The sequence below is a fragment of the Pseudomonas sp. S1_G07 genome (assembly GCF_054668565.1).
Map to the genome: position 1 here is coordinate 5,248,451 of NZ_CP162778.1, position 18,113 is coordinate 5,266,563.

18 protein-coding genes are annotated in these 18,113 nt (G+C 62.1%); 11 read left to right on the forward strand and 7 right to left on the reverse strand.

Annotated features, from left to right (window positions below; genetic code table 11):
- The first annotated feature begins 38 nt into the window (after positions 1-38).
- The 4 genes from alc to AB4O05_RS23895 all read left to right on the forward strand — a co-directional run bounded on the left by alc (position 39) and on the right by AB4O05_RS23895 (position 4,074).
- Complete coding sequence (gene alc, locus AB4O05_RS23880; RefSeq protein ID WP_460134970.1) at positions 39-1,034, forward strand: allantoicase; 996 nt, start codon at positions 39-41, stop codon at positions 1,032-1,034.
- Positions 1,035-1,197: 163 nt separating this feature from the next.
- Complete coding sequence (locus AB4O05_RS23885; protein ID WP_460134969.1) at positions 1,198-1,701, forward strand: ureidoglycolate lyase; 504 nt, start codon at positions 1,198-1,200, stop codon at positions 1,699-1,701.
- Between the two features lie 51 nt (positions 1,702-1,752).
- Positions 1,753-3,033, forward strand: a complete 1,281-nt coding sequence (locus AB4O05_RS23890; RefSeq protein WP_460134968.1) for a urate hydroxylase PuuD — start codon at positions 1,753-1,755, stop codon at positions 3,031-3,033.
- A 255-nt stretch (positions 3,034-3,288) separates the two neighbouring features.
- Positions 3,289-4,074, forward strand: a complete 786-nt coding sequence (locus tag AB4O05_RS23895) for an outer membrane protein OmpK (RefSeq protein WP_460134967.1) — start codon at positions 3,289-3,291, stop codon at positions 4,072-4,074.
- Positions 4,075-4,202: 128 nt separating this feature from the next.
- Here the strand turns inward: AB4O05_RS23895 and AB4O05_RS23900 are convergent, their stop codons facing one another.
- Together AB4O05_RS23900 and AB4O05_RS23905 are read right to left on the reverse strand one after the other, a co-directional pair.
- Positions 4,203-5,345, reverse strand: a complete 1,143-nt coding sequence (locus AB4O05_RS23900; protein WP_460134966.1) for a patatin-like phospholipase family protein — start codon at positions 5,343-5,345, stop codon at positions 4,203-4,205.
- Positions 5,346-5,378: 33 nt separating this feature from the next.
- Positions 5,379-6,311: a lipid A biosynthesis lauroyl acyltransferase gene (locus tag AB4O05_RS23905; RefSeq protein ID WP_460134965.1), complete on the reverse strand. Its 933-nt coding sequence runs from the start codon at positions 6,309-6,311 to the stop codon at positions 5,379-5,381.
- A 119-nt stretch (positions 6,312-6,430) separates the two neighbouring features.
- On the opposite strand from AB4O05_RS23905, the gene minC reads away from it, so the two are divergent.
- The 7 genes from minC to AB4O05_RS23940 all read left to right on the forward strand — a co-directional run bounded on the left by minC (position 6,431) and on the right by AB4O05_RS23940 (position 13,174).
- Positions 6,431-7,168 (forward strand): septum site-determining protein MinC, encoded by a 738-nt coding sequence (minC, locus tag AB4O05_RS23910; RefSeq protein ID WP_460134964.1) that lies wholly within the window; start codon positions 6,431-6,433, stop codon positions 7,166-7,168.
- Between the two features lie 200 nt (positions 7,169-7,368).
- Complete coding sequence (gene minD / locus AB4O05_RS23915) at positions 7,369-8,181, forward strand: septum site-determining protein MinD (protein ID WP_460134962.1); 813 nt, start codon at positions 7,369-7,371, stop codon at positions 8,179-8,181.
- 3 nt (positions 8,182-8,184) lie between these two features.
- Positions 8,185-8,439, forward strand: coding sequence for a cell division topological specificity factor MinE (gene minE, locus AB4O05_RS23920; RefSeq protein ID WP_003175252.1), 255 nt, complete (start codon positions 8,185-8,187; stop codon positions 8,437-8,439).
- Positions 8,440-8,535: 96 nt separating this feature from the next.
- Positions 8,536-9,171: an RluA family pseudouridine synthase gene (locus AB4O05_RS23925; protein WP_460134961.1), complete on the forward strand. Its 636-nt coding sequence runs from the start codon at positions 8,536-8,538 to the stop codon at positions 9,169-9,171.
- Between the two features lie 171 nt (positions 9,172-9,342).
- The gene (locus AB4O05_RS23930; RefSeq protein ID WP_460134960.1) at positions 9,343-10,632 is read left to right on the forward strand and encodes a M18 family aminopeptidase; all 1,290 of its coding nucleotides are present in this window, start codon (positions 9,343-9,345) and stop codon (positions 10,630-10,632) included.
- A 147-nt stretch (positions 10,633-10,779) separates the two neighbouring features.
- Positions 10,780-10,956, forward strand: coding sequence for a hypothetical protein (locus tag AB4O05_RS23935; protein WP_460134959.1), 177 nt, complete (start codon positions 10,780-10,782; stop codon positions 10,954-10,956).
- Between the two features lie 52 nt (positions 10,957-11,008).
- Entirely contained in the window at positions 11,009-13,174 is a 2,166-nt protein-coding gene (locus AB4O05_RS23940) for a mechanosensitive ion channel domain-containing protein (RefSeq protein ID WP_460134958.1), read from the forward strand.
- 87 nt (positions 13,175-13,261) lie between these two features.
- Here the strand turns inward: AB4O05_RS23940 and AB4O05_RS23945 are convergent, their stop codons facing one another.
- The 5 genes from AB4O05_RS23945 to AB4O05_RS23965 form a co-directional block, all read right to left on the reverse strand.
- Positions 13,262-13,483 (reverse strand): MbtH family protein, encoded by a 222-nt coding sequence (locus tag AB4O05_RS23945; protein ID WP_460134957.1) that lies wholly within the window; start codon positions 13,481-13,483, stop codon positions 13,262-13,264.
- A gap of 82 nt (positions 13,484-13,565) precedes the next feature.
- Entirely contained in the window at positions 13,566-14,966 is a 1,401-nt protein-coding gene (locus tag AB4O05_RS23950; RefSeq protein WP_460134956.1) for a diaminobutyrate--2-oxoglutarate transaminase, read from the reverse strand.
- Positions 14,967-15,107: 141 nt separating this feature from the next.
- Positions 15,108-15,881, reverse strand: a complete 774-nt coding sequence (locus AB4O05_RS23955) for an N-acetylmuramoyl-L-alanine amidase (RefSeq protein ID WP_460134955.1) — start codon at positions 15,879-15,881, stop codon at positions 15,108-15,110.
- A gap of 125 nt (positions 15,882-16,006) precedes the next feature.
- Entirely contained in the window at positions 16,007-17,329 is a 1,323-nt protein-coding gene (locus AB4O05_RS23960) for an ATP-binding protein (RefSeq protein WP_460134954.1), read from the reverse strand.
- Entirely contained in the window at positions 17,326-18,006 is a 681-nt protein-coding gene (locus tag AB4O05_RS23965) for a response regulator (protein ID WP_460134953.1), read from the reverse strand. Before AB4O05_RS23965 ends, AB4O05_RS23960 begins: the two co-directional genes overlap by 4 nt.
- Between the last annotated feature and the right edge of the window lie 107 nt (positions 18,007-18,113).

Genomic DNA, 18,113 nt, shown 5'->3' on the forward strand with positions numbered 1-18,113 from the left:
ACCATCCCCAGCCACTCTATTCAAGGCAGACAAGAAGAATGAAAGCGCAACCCGTACCTTTCGAAAAGTTCGTCAACCTGGCCGACGCCCGTCTGGGCACCAAGATCATCTCCGTGACCGATGACTGGTTCGCTGACGCCAACCGCCTGTTCCAGCCGACCCCGGCCGTGTGGAAGGAGGGCGTTTTCGATGACAACGGCAAGTGGATGGACGGCTGGGAGTCGCGCCGCAAGCGCTTCGAAGGCTACGACAGCGCCGTAATCCGCCTGGGCGTACCGGGTTCGATCAAGGGCGTGGACATCGACACGTCATTCTTCACCGGCAACTTCCCGCCATCGGCCTCCCTGGAAGCCTGCTTCCTGGCCTCCGGCGAGCCGGATGAACACACCCAGTGGACCGAAGTACTGTCGGCCGTGGAGCTGCAAGGCAACAGCCACCACTATCACGAGATCAACCACGACCAGGCCTTCAGCCACCTGCGCTTCAACATTTACCCGGATGGCGGTGTAGCGCGTCTGCGTGTGTACGGTGTGCCGTTCCGCGACTGGTCCGCAGTGGGCGACAACGAGCAGGTCGACCTGGCTGCCGCATTGAACGGCGGCCGTGCCCTGGCCTGCTCCGATGAACACTTCGGTCGCATGAGCAACATCCTCAACCCGGGCCGTGGCGTCAACATGGGTGACGGCTGGGAAACCGCCCGTCGCCGCACGCCGGGCAATGACTGGGTGATCGTCGCGCTGGGCCACCCAGGCGAGATCGAGAAAATCATCGTCGACACCCTGCACTTCAAGGGCAACTACCCGGACACCTGCTCGATCCAGGGCGCTTTCGTCAAGGGCGGCACCGACAGCCAGATCGAAACCCAATCGCTGTTCTGGCGCGAACTGCTGCCGCCACAGAAGCTGGAAATGCACGCCGAACATACCTTCGCCGAGCAGATCAAGGCACTGGGGCCGATCACCCACATCCGCCTGAATGTGTTCCCGGATGGCGGTGTGAGCCGCTTGCGTGTGCTCGGTAAAATTTCGAAGTAAGCAGTACCCCTGTGGCGAGCGGGCTTGCCCCGCGTTGGGCTGCGAAGCGGCCTGAAACCAGGCACCGCGTTGTCTCTGGTAGAAACGCGCTGACCTGGTTGGGGCAAGCCCGCTCGCCACATGAACTGAATGACACAACACAGAATTCGGATAAGAGACAGCCATGCGCACACTGATGATCGAACCTTTGACCAAAGAAGCCTTCGCCCCCTTCGGAGACGTTATCGAAACCGACGGCAGCGATCACTTCATGATCAACAACGGGTCGACCATGCGCTTTCACAAACTGGCGACGGTCGAGACCGCGAAGCCGGAAGACCACGCCATCATCAGCATCTTCCGCGCCGACGCGCTGGATATGCCGCTGACCGTGTGCATGCTGGAAAGACACCCGCTGGGCAGCCAGGCGTTCATACCGCTGCTCGGCAACCCTTTTCTGATCGTGGTCGCGCCACTTGGCGATGCACCTGTATCAGGCTTGGTCCGCGCCTTCGTCACCAACGGCAGGCAGGGCATTAATTACCATCGCGGCGTCTGGCACCACCCGGTGCTGACGATCGAAAAGCGGGATGACTTCCTGGTGGTTGATCGCAGTGGCACAGGCAACAACTGCGATGAGCATTTCTTCAAAGAGGATGAGCGGTTGATCCTCGCCCCCCACCAATAAGAGAAGGCCGGATCACTCGACAATAAGGGTGACAGGCGAGAGGTAAAGACTGTGGAAGCACATCTGTTGGAATGGCTGAACCTTAGCGTGCGCTGGGTTCACATGATCACTGGCGTCGCCTGGATCGGCGCTTCTTTCTACTTTGTCTGGCTGGAAAACAACCTGAACCGCGTCAACCCCAAGAGCGGCCTGGCCGGTGACTTGTGGGCGATCCACGGTGGCGGTATTTACCACCTGGAAAAATACAAACTGGCCCCGCCGACCATGCCGGACAACCTGCACTGGTTCAAATGGGAAGCCTATTTCACCTGGATGTCGGGCGTCGCGCTGCTGTGCGTGGTGTTCTACCTCAACCCCACGCTGTACCTGCTCGCCCCCGGCAGCAGCCTGAGCGGCAGCGAAGGTGTATTGCTGGGCATCGGCTCACTGTTCGCCGGCTGGTTCATCTACTCCTTCCTGTGCGACTCGGCCCTGGGCAAGCGCCCGACCCTGCTCGGCTTCATCCTGTTCGTGCTGTTGATCGCGGCGGCTTATGGCTTCAGCAAGGTGTTCAGCGGCCGTGGCGCCTACCTGCACGTGGGTGCGGTGATCGGCACCATCATGGTGGGCAACGTGTTCCGCATCATCATGCCGGCGCAACGCGCGCTGGTGGCGGCGATCGCCGAGAACCGCACGCCGGATCCGGCCCTGCCGGCCAAGGGCTTGCTGCGTTCACGCCACAACAACTACTTCACCTTGCCGGTGCTGTTCATCATGATCAGCAACCACTTCCCGAGCACTTACGGCAGCCAGTACAACTGGTTGATCCTGGCAGGTATCGCGGTGGCGGCGGTGCTGGTGCGGCATTACTTCAACACTCGGCATAACAGCCAGAAATATGCGTGGACCTTGCCGGTGGGCGCGCTGGCGATGATCAGCCTGGCGTACGTCACCGGGCCCAAGCCGGCAGAGCCGATGGCCAAGGCACCGGCCGCCATCGAGTACCAACCTCTGCCCGAAACGGCACTGGGTGGCGGCTTGAAACCCGCGGCACCCGCCGCAGCACCTGCACCGGCGCCCGCCCAGGCGACGATTGATTTCAACCAGGTGCACGGCGTGATCCAGGAACGCTGCGCCGTGTGCCACTCGGCCAAGCCCACCAGCCCGCTGTTCAGCACGGCCCCGGCCGGGGTGATGTTCGATACCCCGGCACAGATCCAGCAGCAGGCGGCGCGGATTCAAGCGCAGGCCGTGGCCAGCCAGATCATGCCGTTGGGCAACATCACCCAGATGACCCAGCAGGAGCGCGATTTGATTGGCTCCTGGATCAACCAGGGCGCGCGTACCCATTAACTGATTCACAGGGCTCCCACACCTCAAGCATGCCCCATTGTCGTCCTGTGCGCGCTGTAACGGCGCACTTGAGCGCAGATGTGGGAGCCAGTATTCTCCGCGCCCGCTTGAATCGACGTTGGCTTTACCGCCTTGGCGCGGCTTTTGCTATAGCCATAAAGCTGACCAATCAGACGAGTTTTCAGCACATCCAAAGGCGCCACATCAGAGCGCCAGATTAGAAAAAACATAAAACTTTAACTCGGGAGCAACCGAATGAAACCTATGTTCAAAGGCCTGGTGTTGGCAGGATCGCTGCTGGCCGGGAGCCAGGCCGTGGCCGGTGATTTGTTGCAGTGGCAGAACAACAGCCTGACGTACCTATGGGGCAAGAGCTTTACCGTCAACCCGCAGATCCAGCAGACCGTCACCTTCGAACATGCCGATGCGTGGAAGTACGGCGACAACTTTGTATTCGTCGACCGTATCTTCTACAACGGCAAGGAAGACGGCAACGTCGGCCCAAACACCTATTACGGCGAGATCAGTCCACGGCTGTCATTCGGCAAGATACTCGACAAGGACTTGTCCTTCGGCCCGATCAAGGATGTGTTGCTGGCCCTCACTTACGAGTTCGGCGAGGGCGACAACGAGTCGTACCTGGTCGGCCCGGGCTTCGATTTGAACATCCCCGGCTTCGATTACTTCCAGTTGAACTTCTACCAGCGCCAGACCGAAGGCAATCGCCCAGGTGACGGCGTGTGGCAGATCACCCCGGTGTGGTCGTACACCCTGCCGGTGGGCAACTCCAACATCCTGATCGACGGCTTCATGGATTGGGTGGTGGACAACGACAAGAACGCCCGTGGCACCTACCACGCCAACCTGCACTTCAACCCACAGGTCAAATACGACCTGGGCAAGGCGCTGCACTGGGGCGACAAGCAGTTGTATGTCGGCTTTGAGTACGACTACTGGAAGAACAAGTACGGGATCGAAGATTCCGGCGCGTTCAAGACGACGCAGGACACGGCAAGCTTCCTGGTCAAGTACCACTTCTGACGCGTTACTTGTGGAGCGAGCTTGCTCGCGAAAAAAACCAGGTGCACCGCGTGTATGTCTGCATAAATGCGCAGCGCCCAGGTTTTTCGCGAGCAAGAACTTGGCGTCCCCCTCGCGCCTACAGGGGATCACGCCAGGCCGAGGAAGCGGGTTATTTCCTCACGCTTGGCCAATGCATCACTACGCCCCAACTCGATCAACTCGCTGCAATACCCCGCCTCGAACAGCAAGTAACTCAACACCCCCGCCCCACTCGTCTTGGTGGCCCCCGGCCCACGCAGGAACAAACGCAACGCCGCCGGCAATTCCTGTCGGTGCCGCGCCGCGATCTCATCGATCGGCTGGCTGGGCGCGATCACCAGCACTTCCACCGGCGCCAGGCCACGGGCCGCGCTGTCGGCCGGTTGAAAGTGACTGAACTGATTCAGGCGCTCGAGCAATTCGATATCGCTTTCCAGGCTGTCGATGAAGGTGCTGTTGAGCATATGCCCGCCGATCTGCGCCAGGGTCGGTTGCTGGCCGGTATAGGTGCGCTGTATCGCCGGCTCGTTGCCCCGTGGGTTGCCGCTGACGCCCACCACCAGCACGCGGCTGGCGCCCAGGTGCAGGGCCGGGCTGATGGGGGCTGATTGGCGCACGGCGCCGTCGCCAAAATATTCCTGCTCGAGTTTCACTGGTGCAAATAACAACGGGATCGCTGAACTGGCCAGCAGATGTTCAACGGTCAATTGCGTGGGTACGCCGATACGGCGATGGCGCAACCAGGCGTCAATGGTGCGTCCGCCCTGGTAAAACGTCACCGCTTGCCCGGACTCGTAGCCAAACGCAGTGACCGCCACGGCGTGCAGGTGCTGGTTGCGGATGGCTTCGTCGATCCCCGCTAAATGCAGCTTGTCCTGCAGCAAGTCGCGCAGCGGCGAACTGTTGAGCAACGCCACCGGCACTTGCCGGCCCAGGCCCAGCAGGCTATGGATCAGGAAGCGACTGGCCTGGCGCACCACACCGGGCCAGTCGCTGCGCAACACCAGATGACTGCGAAAGCCTTGCCAGAAGACGGTAAGGCGCTCGACTGCGGCGGTGAAGTCCATCGCCCCACTGGCCAGGCTCACCGCATTGATCGCGCCGGCCGAGGTGCCGACGATCACCGGGAAAGGGTTAGGTGCTCCCGGTGGCAGCAACTCGGCAATGGCCGCCAACACCCCCACCTGATACGCCGCACGCGCCCCGCCGCCGGAAAGAATCAAGCCTGTAACCGGTTCAGCTGGGCGCATTGCGTCACTCCGTGGAGGGGAAAGTCGATCTGATCAACGGCGTTTTTCGTAGAGCTTGGGCTCACCCGGTGGCCGACTCTTGAAGCGGCGATGGGTCCACAGGTACTGCTCGGGGCATTCGCGCACCGACTGTTCGACCCAGCGGTTGATTCGCAGGCAGTCAACCTCATCGGTTTCACCGGGGAAGTCGCTCAACGGCGGGTGGATGACCAGACGGTAACCGCTGCCATCGGCCAGGCGCTCCTGGGTGAACGGCACCACCAGCGCCTTGCCCAGCTTGGCGAACTTGCTGGTGGCGGTCACAGTGGCGGCCTGAATGCCGAACAGTGGCACAAAGATACTTTGCTTGGCGCCGTAGTCCTGGTCCGGCGCGTACCAGATGGCGCGGCCGGCGCGCAACAGCTTGAGCATGCCGCGGACGTCTTCGCGCTCCACGGCCAGGGAATCGAGGTTATGCCGCTCGCGGCCACGGCGCTGGATAAAGTCGAACAACGGGTTGCCGTGCTCGCGGTACATACCATCAATGGTGTGCTTCTGGCCGAGCAGGGCCGCGCCGATTTCCAGGGTGGTGAAGTGCAGGGCCATGAGGATCACGCCCTTGCCCTCCAGCTGGGCCTGCTTGAGGTGCTCCAGGCCTTCGACATGGGCCAGGCGTGCCAGGCGCTGGCGCGACCACCACCAGCTCATGGCCATTTCAAAGAAGGCGATGCCGGTGGAGGCAAAGTTTTCCTTGAGCAGGCGCTTGCGCTCCTTGGCGGACTTTTCCGGGAAGCACAGCTCCAGGTTGCGCGCAGCGATGCGGCGACGTTCGCCGGCCACCCGGTACATGCCGGCGCCGAGCAGGCGACCAATGGTCAGCAACGCACGATACGGCAGTTGGGTCACCAGCCATAACAGGCCCAGCCCCAGCCATAACAGCCAAAAACGCGGGTAAAAAAATACAGCTCGAAAACGCGGGCGATCCATTACAGATTCCGGTAAAGACAAGGGCCGCGCATTCTACAACGGTTCGACTCGGCTTGCGGCGGGTGAGTGTTCTCGTTATAAGTCTCGACACTTTTCGTGACAAGCCGCTTTTGCCGACCATGAGCCAAACCGAACCGCTAGACCAAGATCCCGTGTTCCAGCTGAAAGGCAGCATGCTCGCCATCACCGTGCTGGAGTTGGCCCGCAATGACCTCGAGGCCCTGGATCGTCAGTTGGCCGCCAAGGTCGCCCTGGCGCCCAACTTTTTCAACAATGCCCCGCTGGTACTGGCCCTGGACAAACTGCCCGCCGGCCAGGGTGCTGTCGATTTGCCCGGCCTGATGCGCGTGTGCCGTTCCCATGGCCTGCGCACCCTGGCCATTCGCGCCAGCCGGATCGAAGACATTGCCGCCGCCATCGCCATTGAACTGCCAGTACTGCCACCGTCCGGCGCACGCGAGCGTCCGCTGGAACCGTTAGTCGACGAAGTGAAGAAAAAACCGGAAAAACCACCAGAGCCGACGATCAAGCCTACAAAGATCATCACCTCGCCCGTACGCGGTGGGCAGCAGATTTACGCCGAAGGAAGCGACCTGGTGGTGATCGCTTCGGTCAGCCCCGGCGCGGAACTTCTCGCCGATGGCAACATCCATGTATACGGCCCGATGCGCGGACGTGCACTCGCCGGCATCAAGGGGGATACCAAGGCCCGTATTTTCTGTCAGCAATTGACCGCTGAGCTGGTGTCCATCGCAGGCCGGTACAAGGTTTCAGAAGATTTGCGCCGTGATCCTCTGTGGGGGGCCGGGGTGCAAGTCAGCCTGTCGGGGGATGTGTTGAACATCATCCGGCTTTAACGGATACTGCCGCATTTTCCAAGCATCTCTAGACTCTGATAGCACAGCGAAACCGTCAACACTTGTGTAGGAACCATCTGAAGTTGGCGCTTCCTTACGGAGGTCACATCTTTTTCCTACAAGGGCTGTCCGCCTGCAGCGAGTTCCAAGAGATGTTTTTCAGGGACTGAAAAGTCCTTTTTCCTTAGGGGTGAAACACCTTGGCCAAGATTCTCGTGGTTACATCCGGCAAGGGTGGTGTGGGTAAGACCACCACCAGCGCCGCTATCGGTACCGGTCTCGCTCTGCGCGGCCACAAGACAGTCATCGTCGACTTCGACGTCGGTTTGCGTAACCTCGACCTGATCATGGGCTGCGAACGCCGCGTGGTGTACGACTTCGTTAACGTCGTCAACGGTGAAGCCAACCTGCAACAGGCCCTGATCAAGGACAAGCGCCTTGAGAACCTGTACGTGCTGGCCGCCAGCCAGACCCGTGACAAAGACGCGCTGACCAAGGAAGGCGTAGGCAAAGTCCTGGCAGAACTGAAAGAAACCTTCGAATACGTGGTATGCGACTCCCCGGCCGGTATCGAGACCGGTGCTCACCTGGCGATGTACTTCGCCGATGAAGCCATCGTGGTGACCAACCCGGAAGTCTCCTCCGTACGTGACTCGGACCGCATGCTCGGCCTGCTGGCCAGCAAATCCAAACGCGCCGAAGAAGGCCAGGACCCGATCAAGGAGCACCTGCTGCTCACCCGCTACAACCCTGAGCGCGTCAGCAATGGGGAAATGCTCGGTGTTGAAGACGTCAAGGAAATCCTCGCCGTGACCCTGCTGGGTGTGATCCCGGAATCCCAGGCAGTGCTGAAGGCATCCAACCAGGGCGTCCCGGTGATTCTTGACGACCAGAGCGACGCCGGCCAGGCATACAGCGATGCCGTCGATCGTTTGCTGGGCAAGACCGTGGAACATCGCTTCCTCGATGCTAAGAAGAAGGGATTCTTCGAGCGCCTGTTTGGAGGCAACTAAACAATGAAATTTCTCGACTTCTTTCGCGCCAACAAAAAGCCAAGTACCGCGTCGGTAGCGAAAGAGCGTCTACAGATCATCGTGGCGCACGAACGCGGCCAACGCAGCACCCCGGACTACCTGCCAGCCTTGCAGAAGGAACTGGTCGAGGTGATCCGCAAGTACGTCAATATCGGCAACGATGACGTACATGTCGCCCTGGAAAACGACGGCAGTTGCTCGATTCTGGAACTCAATATCACCCTGCCCGATCGTTGATCGAAAGGGCGGTCGCCACGGCGGCTCCGTCACCTTGATCCCTTTACGGGAACCGGGTGGCCGAGCCGCCGTTGGCGTTTGTTACGAGGCTGTTTAATGCCGTTGTCCAACATCCATATCCTTTATCAGGACGCCGCTGTGCTGGTGGTGAACAAGCCGACCCTGCTGCTCTCGGTGCCCGGCCGCGCCGACGATAACAAGGACTGCCTGATCACCCGCCTGCAGGAAAACGGCTACCCCGAAGCGCGTATCGTCCATCGCCTCGACTGGGAGACCTCGGGGATCATCCTGCTGGCTCGCGATGCCGACACTCACCGCGAACTGTCTCGCCAGTTTCACGACCGCGAAACCGAAAAAGCCTACACCGCCCTGGCCTGGGGCCAACCGGCACTGGACAGCGGCAGCATCGACCTGCCCCTGCGCTACGACCCGCCGACCAAACCCCGCCATGTGGTCGACCACGAATTCGGTAAACATGCACTGACCTTCTGGAAAGTGCTGGAACGTTGTGGCGACTGGTGCCGCGTGGAACTGACGCCGATCACCGGGCGTTCGCACCAGTTGCGCGTACACATGCTGTCCATCGGCCACCCGTTGTTGGGCGACGGCCTCTATGCCCACGGACCAGCCCTGGCCGCCTGGCCGCGCCTGTGCCTGCATGCGAGCATGCTGAGCTTTACCCATCCGCAAAGCGGCGAGCGTTTGCGTTTTGAGTGCCCTGCCCCGTTCTAAAGGCCAAGGCAATTATTGTAGGAGCGAGCTTGCTCGCGAAAAACCTGAGAACGCCGCGTTTATCCAGAATACCCACGTTATCGTTGACGTTTTTCGCGAGCAAGCTCGCTCCTACAATGAATCGGCCGGGCCAATACGGTAAACTCCGTGCACTGCTGTCTGGAGCTATTTATGCGCGAAGCGTTGAATCAAGGCCTGATCGATTTTCTCAAGGCCTCCCCTACTCCCTTTCATGCCACCGCCGCCCTGGCCCAGCGCCTGGAAGCAGCCGGCTACCAGCGTCTCGACGAGCGCGAAACCTGGGCCACCGAGGCCAATGGTCGCTATTACGTGACCCGCAATGACTCCTCGATCATCGCCTTCAAGCTCGGCCGTCACTCGCCGCTGCAAGGTGGTATTCGCCTGGTCGGTGCCCATACCGACAGCCCGTGCCTGCGGGTCAAGCCACAACCCGAGCTGCAACGCCAGGGTTTCTGGCAGTTGGGCGTGGAAGTCTATGGCGGCGCGCTGCTGGCGCCATGGTTCGACCGTGACCTGTCCCTGGCCGGCCGCGTGACCTTCCGCCGCGACGGCAAGGTCGAAAGCCAGTTGATCGACTTCAAGCTGCCCATCGCGATCATTCCCAACCTGGCCATTCACCTGAACCGTGAAGCCAATCAGGGCTGGGCGATCAATGCCCAGACCGAGCTGCCGCCGATCCTCGCGCAGTTTGCCGGTGACGAGCGCGTGGATTTCCGCGCCGTGCTCACCGAGCAGCTGGCACGAGAGCATGGTTTGAACGCCGATGTGGTGCTCGACTACGAGTTGAGCTTCTACGACACCCAGAGCGCCGCCGTCGTCGGCCTCAATGGCGACTTCATCGCCGGGGCGCGCCTGGACAACCTGCTGTCGTGCTATGCCGGCCTGCAAGCCTTGCTCACCGGCGACAGCGACGAAACCTGCGTACTGGTGTGCAACGACCACGAAGAAGTCGGCTCCTGTTCGGCCTGCGGTGCCGATGGCCCGATGCTGGAACAGACCCTGCGCCGCCTGCTGCCTGAAGGTGATGAGTTCGTACGCACCATTCAGAAATCGCTGCTGGTGTCTGCGGACAATGCCCACGGCGTGCACCCGAACTATGCCGACAAGCATGACGCCAACCATGGCCCCAAGCTCAATGCCGGCCCGGTGATCAAGGTCAACAGCAACCAGCGCTACGCCACCAATAGCGAAACCGCCGGGTTCTTCCGCCACCTGTGCATGGCCGAGGAAGTGCCGGTGCAGAGCTTCGTGGTGCGCAGCGACATGGGCTGCGGCTCGACCATCGGCCCGATCACCGCCAGCCACCTGGGCGTGCGCACCGTGGATATCGGCCTGCCGACGTTTGCCATGCACTCCATTCGTGAACTGTGCGGCAGCCATGACCTGGCTCACCTGGTGAAGGTGCTGGGTGCGTTCTACGCGAGCCACGACCTGCCCTGATTTCAGGGGCTCAATGCAGTCAACAGGTGGGAGCGGGCTTGCTCGCTCCCACATTCAGTTCGGCGTACACCTGACCTGCGTCATCTGCGCTTTCTTTAATCCGACCTAGACTTGTCAGTATTCCCACTCTGACAAGGTCGTCGCCCCATGATTTCCATGTCCTCCTTCCATGCCATGCTTATCCCCATTCTGATCGGCATGATCATGCTTGCGGTCGGTTTCAACTTTCGTGACAAACCCCTCGGCGTGTTCAGTATGTGGGTCGGCATGCTGCTGATACTGGGCACCGTGGTATACAAGATCCTCGCCAAACTGGCCGAATGACGCTTGCCCTCGTACACTCGGTCAATTCGTCGTTTCCAAGGTTGACCGCCTCGTGCTTTCCCGTCTGTTCGCCCTGCCCTGCTGCCTGTTCATCATCCTGCTCACCCTGCTTCCGACCTCGCCTGCCCACGCCGTAGGCCTGCCTGGGCTGCTGGGCGGTACCCACCAGGCCCAACCGCAGGCCGAGATACCCCTGGGGCAGTCACTGGACGAGGTGATCAAGACCCTGGAAAACGACCAGCGGCGCACCCAACTGCTGAGTGATCTGAAAAAACTGCGCGCCGCCACGCAAAAGGCCCAGCCTGCCGCCGAACAAGGCGTGCTCGGGCTGATCGGCAGCACGTTCTCGGGCCTGGAACAACAGTTTTCCGGCACCGACAGCCCGCTGGGGCGCTGGGTCAATGAGATCGACCTGGCCAAGGACGAATTCGATGCCCTGTTGCTGCCGGCCAGCGAATGGTTGCCGATCATCTTTGGCTTTGCCGTGATCCTGGCGGTTTGGAGCCTGTTGGCCGCCGCGCTGATCTGGCTCAGCCACCGCGTGCGCGTGCGCTTCGGTCTGCCCGAAGAGCTGCCGCAACATCCCCGCACCTGGGACATGCTGCGCTTCGCCCTGCGCAAGCTGGGCCCATGGCTGATCGCGCTGGTGATCACGGTTTACCTGAGCTACGCCCTGCCCTCGTCCCTGGGTAAATCCCTGGCGATGGTGCTGGCCTATGCGCTGGTGGTCGGCACGTGTTTCTCGGCGATCTGCGTGATTGCCTTCTCGCTGCTCGACGGCCCGCACCGACATCACGCGCTGTATATCCTGCGCCGCCAGGCGTTTCGTCCACTGTGGTGGATCGGCAGCTTTGCCGCCTTTGGTGAAGCCCTGAGTGACCCGCGCCTGGTAACCGCGCTCGGCCAGCACCTGGCCCATACCGCCGCGACCGTCGCCAATGTGATGGCCGCGCTGTCCACCGGGGTATTTATCCTGCGGTTCCGCCGGCCGATTGCCCACCTGATCCGTAACCAGCCCCTCTCGCGCCGCCTCACCCGCCGCGCCCTGAGCGACACCATCGAAATCATCGGCACCTACTGGTACATCCCGGCGTTGCTGCTGGTGGGTATTTCACTGTTCGCGACCTTCGTCTCCGCCGGCGATACCAGCACAGCCCTGCGCCAATCGCTGCTGTGCACGGTGTTGCTGGTGCTGTGCATGGTGATCAACGGCCTGGTGCGCCGCCATGCCCTCAAGCCGCAACGCGGGCACAAGCGCCACGCACTGTACTCCGAGCGCCTGAAAAGCTTCGTCTACACCCTGGCCCACCTGATGGTGTGGCTGGTGTTCATCGAACTGGGGCTACGGGTGTGGGGCCTGTCGCTGATTCGCTTCACCGAAGGCGACGGCCATGAAATCAGCGTCAAGCTGTTCAGCCTGGGCGGCACGCTGCTGTTTGCCTGGCTGATCTGGATCCTCAGCGATACCGCGATCCACCATGCCCTAACCCGCTCGCGCAAAGGCCTGGCCAACGCGCGGGCGCAGACCATGATGCCGCTGATCCGCAACGTGCTGTTCGTGACCATCTTTATCATCGCCGCCATCGTCGCCCTGGCGAACATGGGCATGAACGTCACGCCACTGCTGGCCGGTGCCGGCGTGATCGGCCTGGCCATCGGCTTTGGCGCGCAGTCGCTGGTGGCGGACTTGATCACCGGCCTGTTCATCATCATCGAAGACTCCCTGGCCATCGATGACTACGTGGATGTGGGCGGCCACCTCGGCACCGTCGAGGGCCTGACCATCCGTACGGTGCGCCTGCGCGACATCGACGGCATCGTGCACACCATCCCGTTCAGCGAGATCAAGAGCATCAAGAACTACTCGCGGGAATTCGGCTACGCGATTTTCAGGGTGGCGATCCCCTACAACATGGACATCGACGATGCGATCAAGCTGATGCGCGATGTCGGCCAGAACATGCGCAACGACCCGCTGCAACGCCGCAATATCTGGTCGCCGCTGGAGATCCAGGGGGTGGAAAGCTTCGAGTCGGGCAGCGCGATCCTGCGTGCGCGGTTCAAGACAGCGCCGATCAAGCAATGGGAAGTGTCGCGGGCGTTCAACCTGTCGCTCAAACGGCATCTGGACGAGGCCGGGCTGGATCTGGCGACGCCGCGTTTGAGTGTGCAGGTGGTGACGGGGGCTGCGGGCGGGTTGGATGTAGGCCTTGTGTAGGAGCTGGCTTGCCTGCGATGCAGGCGCCGAGGTGTATCAGTTACGCCGCAGTGATGCTATCGCAGGCAAGCCAGCTTCTACAGGTGTTTAAACCAACGCGGCGCCATCCATCTTTTGGCGCAGGCTCAACGGGCGCATATCCGTCCAGACTTCTTCGATGTAGGCCAGGCACTCTTTCTTCAGACCGCTCTTGCCCACGGTGCGCCAGCCTTCCGGTACGGCCTTGTAGTCGGGCCAGATGGAATACTGTTCTTCATGGTTGACCACTACCTGAAACAGGATGTCGTCGCGGTCAAATACTGAGGTCATTGCGGTTCTCCATCGCTCAAAGGCTGGCTGCGCACCACGCGCAGCACTCATATCTGTAGAAACGTACCAACCCGCTGGAAAATTAGAGGCTGGCGACGGCCGCCGCAAGGGCGCGCCCGAATATCTCGGCTACATCGTCGATTTCGGCGGCGGTGATCACCAGCGGTGGCAGGAAACGCACCACGCTGCCATGCCGGCCGCCCAGTTCCAGGATCAAGCCGCGCTTGAGGCATTCACGCTGCACCAGCGGCGCCAGTTGGCGATGCACAGGCGGGTGGCCCTGGCTATCAGGGGCGCCGTGCGGGTCCACCAGTTCCACGCCAAGCATCAGCCCACGACCGCGAATATCCCCCAGGTGCGGGAAGTCGCGTTGCAGGACGCGCAGGTGCTCGCCGAGGCGCTCACCCATCGCCGCCGCATGCCCGGCCAGGTCGTGCTCCTTGAGGTAGCGCATCACCGCCGACCCCGCCGCCATGGCCATCTGGTTGCCCCGGAAGGTCCCGGCATGGGCGCCCGGCAACCAGGTATCGAGCCAGTCGCGGTACACCACCACCGCCAGCGGCAGGCTGCCACCGATGGCCTTGGACAACACCACCACATCCGGGATGATTCCGGCGTGCTCGAAGGCGAACATCTTGCCGGTACGCCCGAAACCGCTCTGGATCTCATCGACAATCAGCGCGACACCGGCCTGCTCGGTGATCCGCCGCAGGCCGCGCAGCCAATCAAGGTCGGCCGGAATCACGCCCCCCTCGCCCTGCACCACCTCGACAATCACCGCCGCCGGTGGCAACACCCCGGCTTCCGGGTCGTTGAGCAGGTTTTCCAGGTAATGCAGATTGACTCGCACGCCTTGCGCGCCCCCCAGGCCGAACGGGCAGCGGTAGTCATAGGGGAATGGCAGGAACTGCACGCCATTGCCCAGCAACGCCCCCAAGGGTTTCTTCGGCCCCAGGCTGCCCATCAGGCTCAATGCACCCTGGCTCATGCCGTGATAACCGCCCTGGAACGACAACACGGTGCTACGCCCGGTGGCCGTGCGTACCAGCTTCAACGCGGCTTCCACCGCATCGGTGCCGGTGGGGCCGCAGAACTGGATTTTCGCGTCCCGTGCCAATGCCGGCGGCAACAGGCCGAACAGGTCCTGCACGAACTGATCCTTGACCGGGGTGGTCAGGTCGAGCGTGTGCAGCGGCAGTTCATCACTGAGCACTTGCTGGATAGCCTCGATCACCACCGCGTGGTTATGCCCCAGCGCCAGGGTGCCGGCACCGGCCAGGCAGTCGATGAACCGGCGGCCTTCCACGTCTTCCACATAAATGCCCTTGGCGCGCTTGAGCGCCAGGGGGATGCGGCGCGGGTAACTGCGGGCGTTGGACTCCTGCTGGCGCTGGCGCGCCAGCAGGGGGTTTTCGTCGAACTGGTAAAGCGTTTCCGCGACATATGCCGGGGCATCGTCGATAAGGCTGGTAGCGACTGACATCTCTCGATCCCTCAATACGCTGATGATGGTGACCAAACTGCCGATCCGTCAGCGTCTGGCCCAAGAGGCATGCGCGCGGATTTCCTGTTCTGGAAACGCACCAGCGTGGGGAGGATTTACTCTAGTGGCGACGAAAAATGCTCAACCACACAACCCCAGGTACTTTTCATTCAGTGCATACAGAATCGCGCACGTCTGCGCATCCAGATACCCGCAATAGTCGCGCGGGCGAAAGTGCATCTGGAACGCCCGCGTCCTGTGTTCAAAGCCCTGGCGATTCTTCGCCGGCGCATACCCATAGCGCTGGAAGGCCCGCTCCACCTCCACCTCCGGCGGCAGCCCGAGGCAAAACCGGCGCTGGTACATCGCGCGCGTGGCCTCATCAAACCAGGCCCCAACGCCCGCCTCGAACAAACATCGCCAAGGCAAGCAAGGCCCCGGATCGCTCTTGCGCCCATACGCCACGTCCGCATGCCCGAGAATATCCGTCGGCCCGATCTGCGGGTAGCGGCCGAGTATGTCGCGAAGCAGCGCAATCAACACCTCGATCTGTTCTTCAGGGTAGGCGGGAAAGGTGAACACGCCGCCGTCATCCCTTGCCAGGTTAACCAACTCGATGCCAATCGAATGGCGATTGAGGTTGTCCCGCCCACCCCACTGGCTGACGCCGGCGTGCCAGGCGCGCTTGTCTTCGTCGACCAGGCGAAATGCGCGTAACTCGTCATAACCGGCGGCGCGGTAGCTGGGCTCATTCGGGTCGGGCAACAGGTAGTGAGCACTCACCCCATCGTGGGTCAGGGTGCGCAGGGACGACGCAAACGGCGCCGCGGTGTAATGCACGATGACCTGCCGAACAGGCTCGCCGTCACGTTCGTTGAAGCCTTGGGCAGAGAAACTGGTGTCGATGACCAACATAAGAACCGTCCTTTTCAATACAGGCCGAGTCTTTCGGCCCGTTCAAGCGCAAAAAAATTACCGCCATCCTGACAATCTGCACGTCAGGCGGGCGGTAACTATTTGGCACGTGAAAGAAAAGCGGCTCAGCGTCGCAGCGGCATGCCCAGCTCGACACGCAGACCATCGGCCTGGCTGTCGAATTTCAGCGAGCACGAACAACGCTGCACAATTGCTTGCACGATCGCCAGGCCCAGGCCGCAGCCTTCGCTGTTGCCATTGCGCCAGAAACGTTGGGTCAGGTATTGCAGGTCCTCGGCGCCAATCTGCTGGCCGTGGTCACGCACGCGGAACACCACCTGGTCGGCGGAGGTGAATACGCTGAGCTCCACCCGGGTGTCCGCCGGGGTGTGACGCAAGGCGTTATCCAGCAGGTTGCGCAGGGCGGCGACCGCCAGGCCCACCGGCATTTCCACCGGCGCGGCGGTGAGGGGGTCCGGCAGGATCAGGTCGATGCGCCCGTTGTCGCCGGCATTGGCATCCTGGATCGCCAACCGCGCGACTTCCTCGGCACTGCACTGCAGGCCATCGTCAAAAGAAAGGCTACCCTCCACCCGCGCCAGCAGCAGCAATTGCTCCAGGGTGCGGTGCAACCGGTCGGCGCCCTCCTCGGCATGGGCCAGGGACTGGTCGCGGGCCGCGCCTTCGGTCATGCGCGCCACTTGCAGGTGGGTCTTGATCGCCGTCAGCGGGCTGCGCAGTTCGTGGGCCGCATCGCCGGTCAGGCGGCGTTCGCGCTCGATGGTCTTGGCGATGCGCTGCAACAGCTGGTTCTGGGTGTCGAGCAGCGGCTTGAGTTCGCTGGGCAACGGGTGGATCTGCAACGGCTCAAGGGAATCGGCACTGCGCCGCATCAGCGCGTCGCGCATGCGGTTGAGCGGCAGCAGGCTCTGGCCGATGCCCAGCCACAGCAGGCACAGGCAACCCAGCATGGCCACGCCCACCGGCACCGACGCCGCCAGCAGGATCGACATATTCAGCGCCTCGCGCTCCACCTGGCGGTCGGCGGTGGTGATCAGCAGGTCGCCACGGGACAGGGTAAAGCTGCGCCAGCCCACCCCGTCGATCACCTGGTCACGAAAGCCGCTCTTGCGCGACTCCAGGCCCTCATCCGGCGTGGTGTGGCTGCGCGCCAGGATTTCCCCGCGCAAGGAGCTGACCTGGCAGGCCATGCCGCCCGGCACGTGCAGTTGTTCGGCGCTGAAATGCGCGCCGCCGCTGACACTGGCCAGGCCCGGCATCTGCTCGGTCAGCCCCGCCACCATGCGCGCCGAAGCCACCAGGCGCTGGTCGAGGGAGAACATCATCTGGTTGCGCAGGTCATTGAGCATCCAGGCCGCCGCCAGGGCCCAGATCAACACAAACGCGGCGCCGAGCTTGAAGGTCAGGCGCAGGCGCAGGCTTTTCACGACGCGTCCTCTCCAGCGTCAGCCGGCCCCAGGCGGTAGCCAAGGCCGCGCACGGTCTCGACGATGCCGTTGCCCAGTTTGCGTCGCAGGTGGTGGATATGCACATTGAGGGCGTTGCTTTCCAGCTCATCGTTGAAGCCGTAGACGCTGTCCTTGAGCTGTTCGCTGGAGAGCACCCGGCCCTTGTTGTGCAGCAGCGCTTGCAACAGCGCCTGTTCGCGCCGGGACAGGTCCACCGGTTGGCCGCCCAGGAAAGTTTCGCGGCTGCTCGGGTCATAGGCCAGACGGCCATGCTCGATCAGGTTGACGCTGCGCCCCGCCACCCGCCGCAGCAGGGTCTGCAGGCGTGCGGCCAGCTCGCGCAGGTCGAAGGGCTTGAGCAGGTAGTCGTCGGCGCCGGCTTGCAGGCCGTCGACGCGGTTGGTCACCGAATCCCGCGCAGTGAGGATCAGCACCGGGATCTCCAGGCCCTGGCTGCGCTGTTGCTGCAGCAGCTTGAGGCCGTCTTCGTCGGGCAGGCCGAGGTCGAGTACCATGATGTCGAACTCGGCGGCCTTGAGCATCGCCCGCGCGGCAGCCGCAGTGGCCACGCGCTCGACGGTGAAGCCTTGGGCGGTGAGGCCGGCCACGATACCGCTGGCGATCAGTTCGTCGTCTTCGCAGACCAGTACGTGCATGCTGAACCCTTCATGAAAGATGGGGGTGATTAGAAAAGCCGTGGATTAAGCGCGCATTATGCCGCCAAAGTTCGCAACACCCGACAATCCGTACACTTTAGAATAGC

What these genes read in the sequence shown, in the direction of transcription:
- AB4O05_RS23900 (WP_460134966.1), bottom strand. Translation starts at nt 5,345, where the DNA reads ATGCGCCCAGCTGAACCGGTTACAGGCTTGATTCTTTCCGGCGGCGGG.
- AB4O05_RS23905 (WP_460134965.1), bottom strand. Translation starts at nt 6,311, where the DNA reads ATGGATCGCCCGCGTTTTCGAGCTGTATTTTTTTACCCGCGTTTTTGG.
- AB4O05_RS23950 (WP_460134956.1), bottom strand. Translation starts at nt 14,966, where the DNA reads ATGTCAGTCGCTACCAGCCTTATCGACGATGCCCCGGCATATGTCGCG.
- AB4O05_RS23895 (WP_460134967.1), top strand. Translation starts at nt 3,289, where the DNA reads ATGAAACCTATGTTCAAAGGCCTGGTGTTGGCAGGATCGCTGCTGGCC.
- minC (WP_460134964.1), top strand. Translation starts at nt 6,431, where the DNA reads ATGAGCCAAACCGAACCGCTAGACCAAGATCCCGTGTTCCAGCTGAAA.
- AB4O05_RS23930 (WP_460134960.1), top strand. Translation starts at nt 9,343, where the DNA reads ATGCGCGAAGCGTTGAATCAAGGCCTGATCGATTTTCTCAAGGCCTCC.
- minE (WP_003175252.1), top strand. Translation starts at nt 8,185, where the DNA reads ATGAAATTTCTCGACTTCTTTCGCGCCAACAAAAAGCCAAGTACCGCG.
- AB4O05_RS23885 (WP_460134969.1), top strand. Translation starts at nt 1,198, where the DNA reads ATGCGCACACTGATGATCGAACCTTTGACCAAAGAAGCCTTCGCCCCC.
- AB4O05_RS23925 (WP_460134961.1), top strand. Translation starts at nt 8,536, where the DNA reads ATGCCGTTGTCCAACATCCATATCCTTTATCAGGACGCCGCTGTGCTG.
- AB4O05_RS23965 (WP_460134953.1), bottom strand. Translation starts at nt 18,006, where the DNA reads ATGCACGTACTGGTCTGCGAAGACGACGAACTGATCGCCAGCGGTATC.
- alc (WP_460134970.1), top strand. Translation starts at nt 39, where the DNA reads ATGAAAGCGCAACCCGTACCTTTCGAAAAGTTCGTCAACCTGGCCGAC.
- AB4O05_RS23945 (WP_460134957.1), bottom strand. Translation starts at nt 13,483, where the DNA reads ATGACCTCAGTATTTGACCGCGACGACATCCTGTTTCAGGTAGTGGTC.
- AB4O05_RS23935 (WP_460134959.1), top strand. Translation starts at nt 10,780, where the DNA reads ATGATTTCCATGTCCTCCTTCCATGCCATGCTTATCCCCATTCTGATC.
- AB4O05_RS23955 (WP_460134955.1), bottom strand. Translation starts at nt 15,881, where the DNA reads ATGTTGGTCATCGACACCAGTTTCTCTGCCCAAGGCTTCAACGAACGT.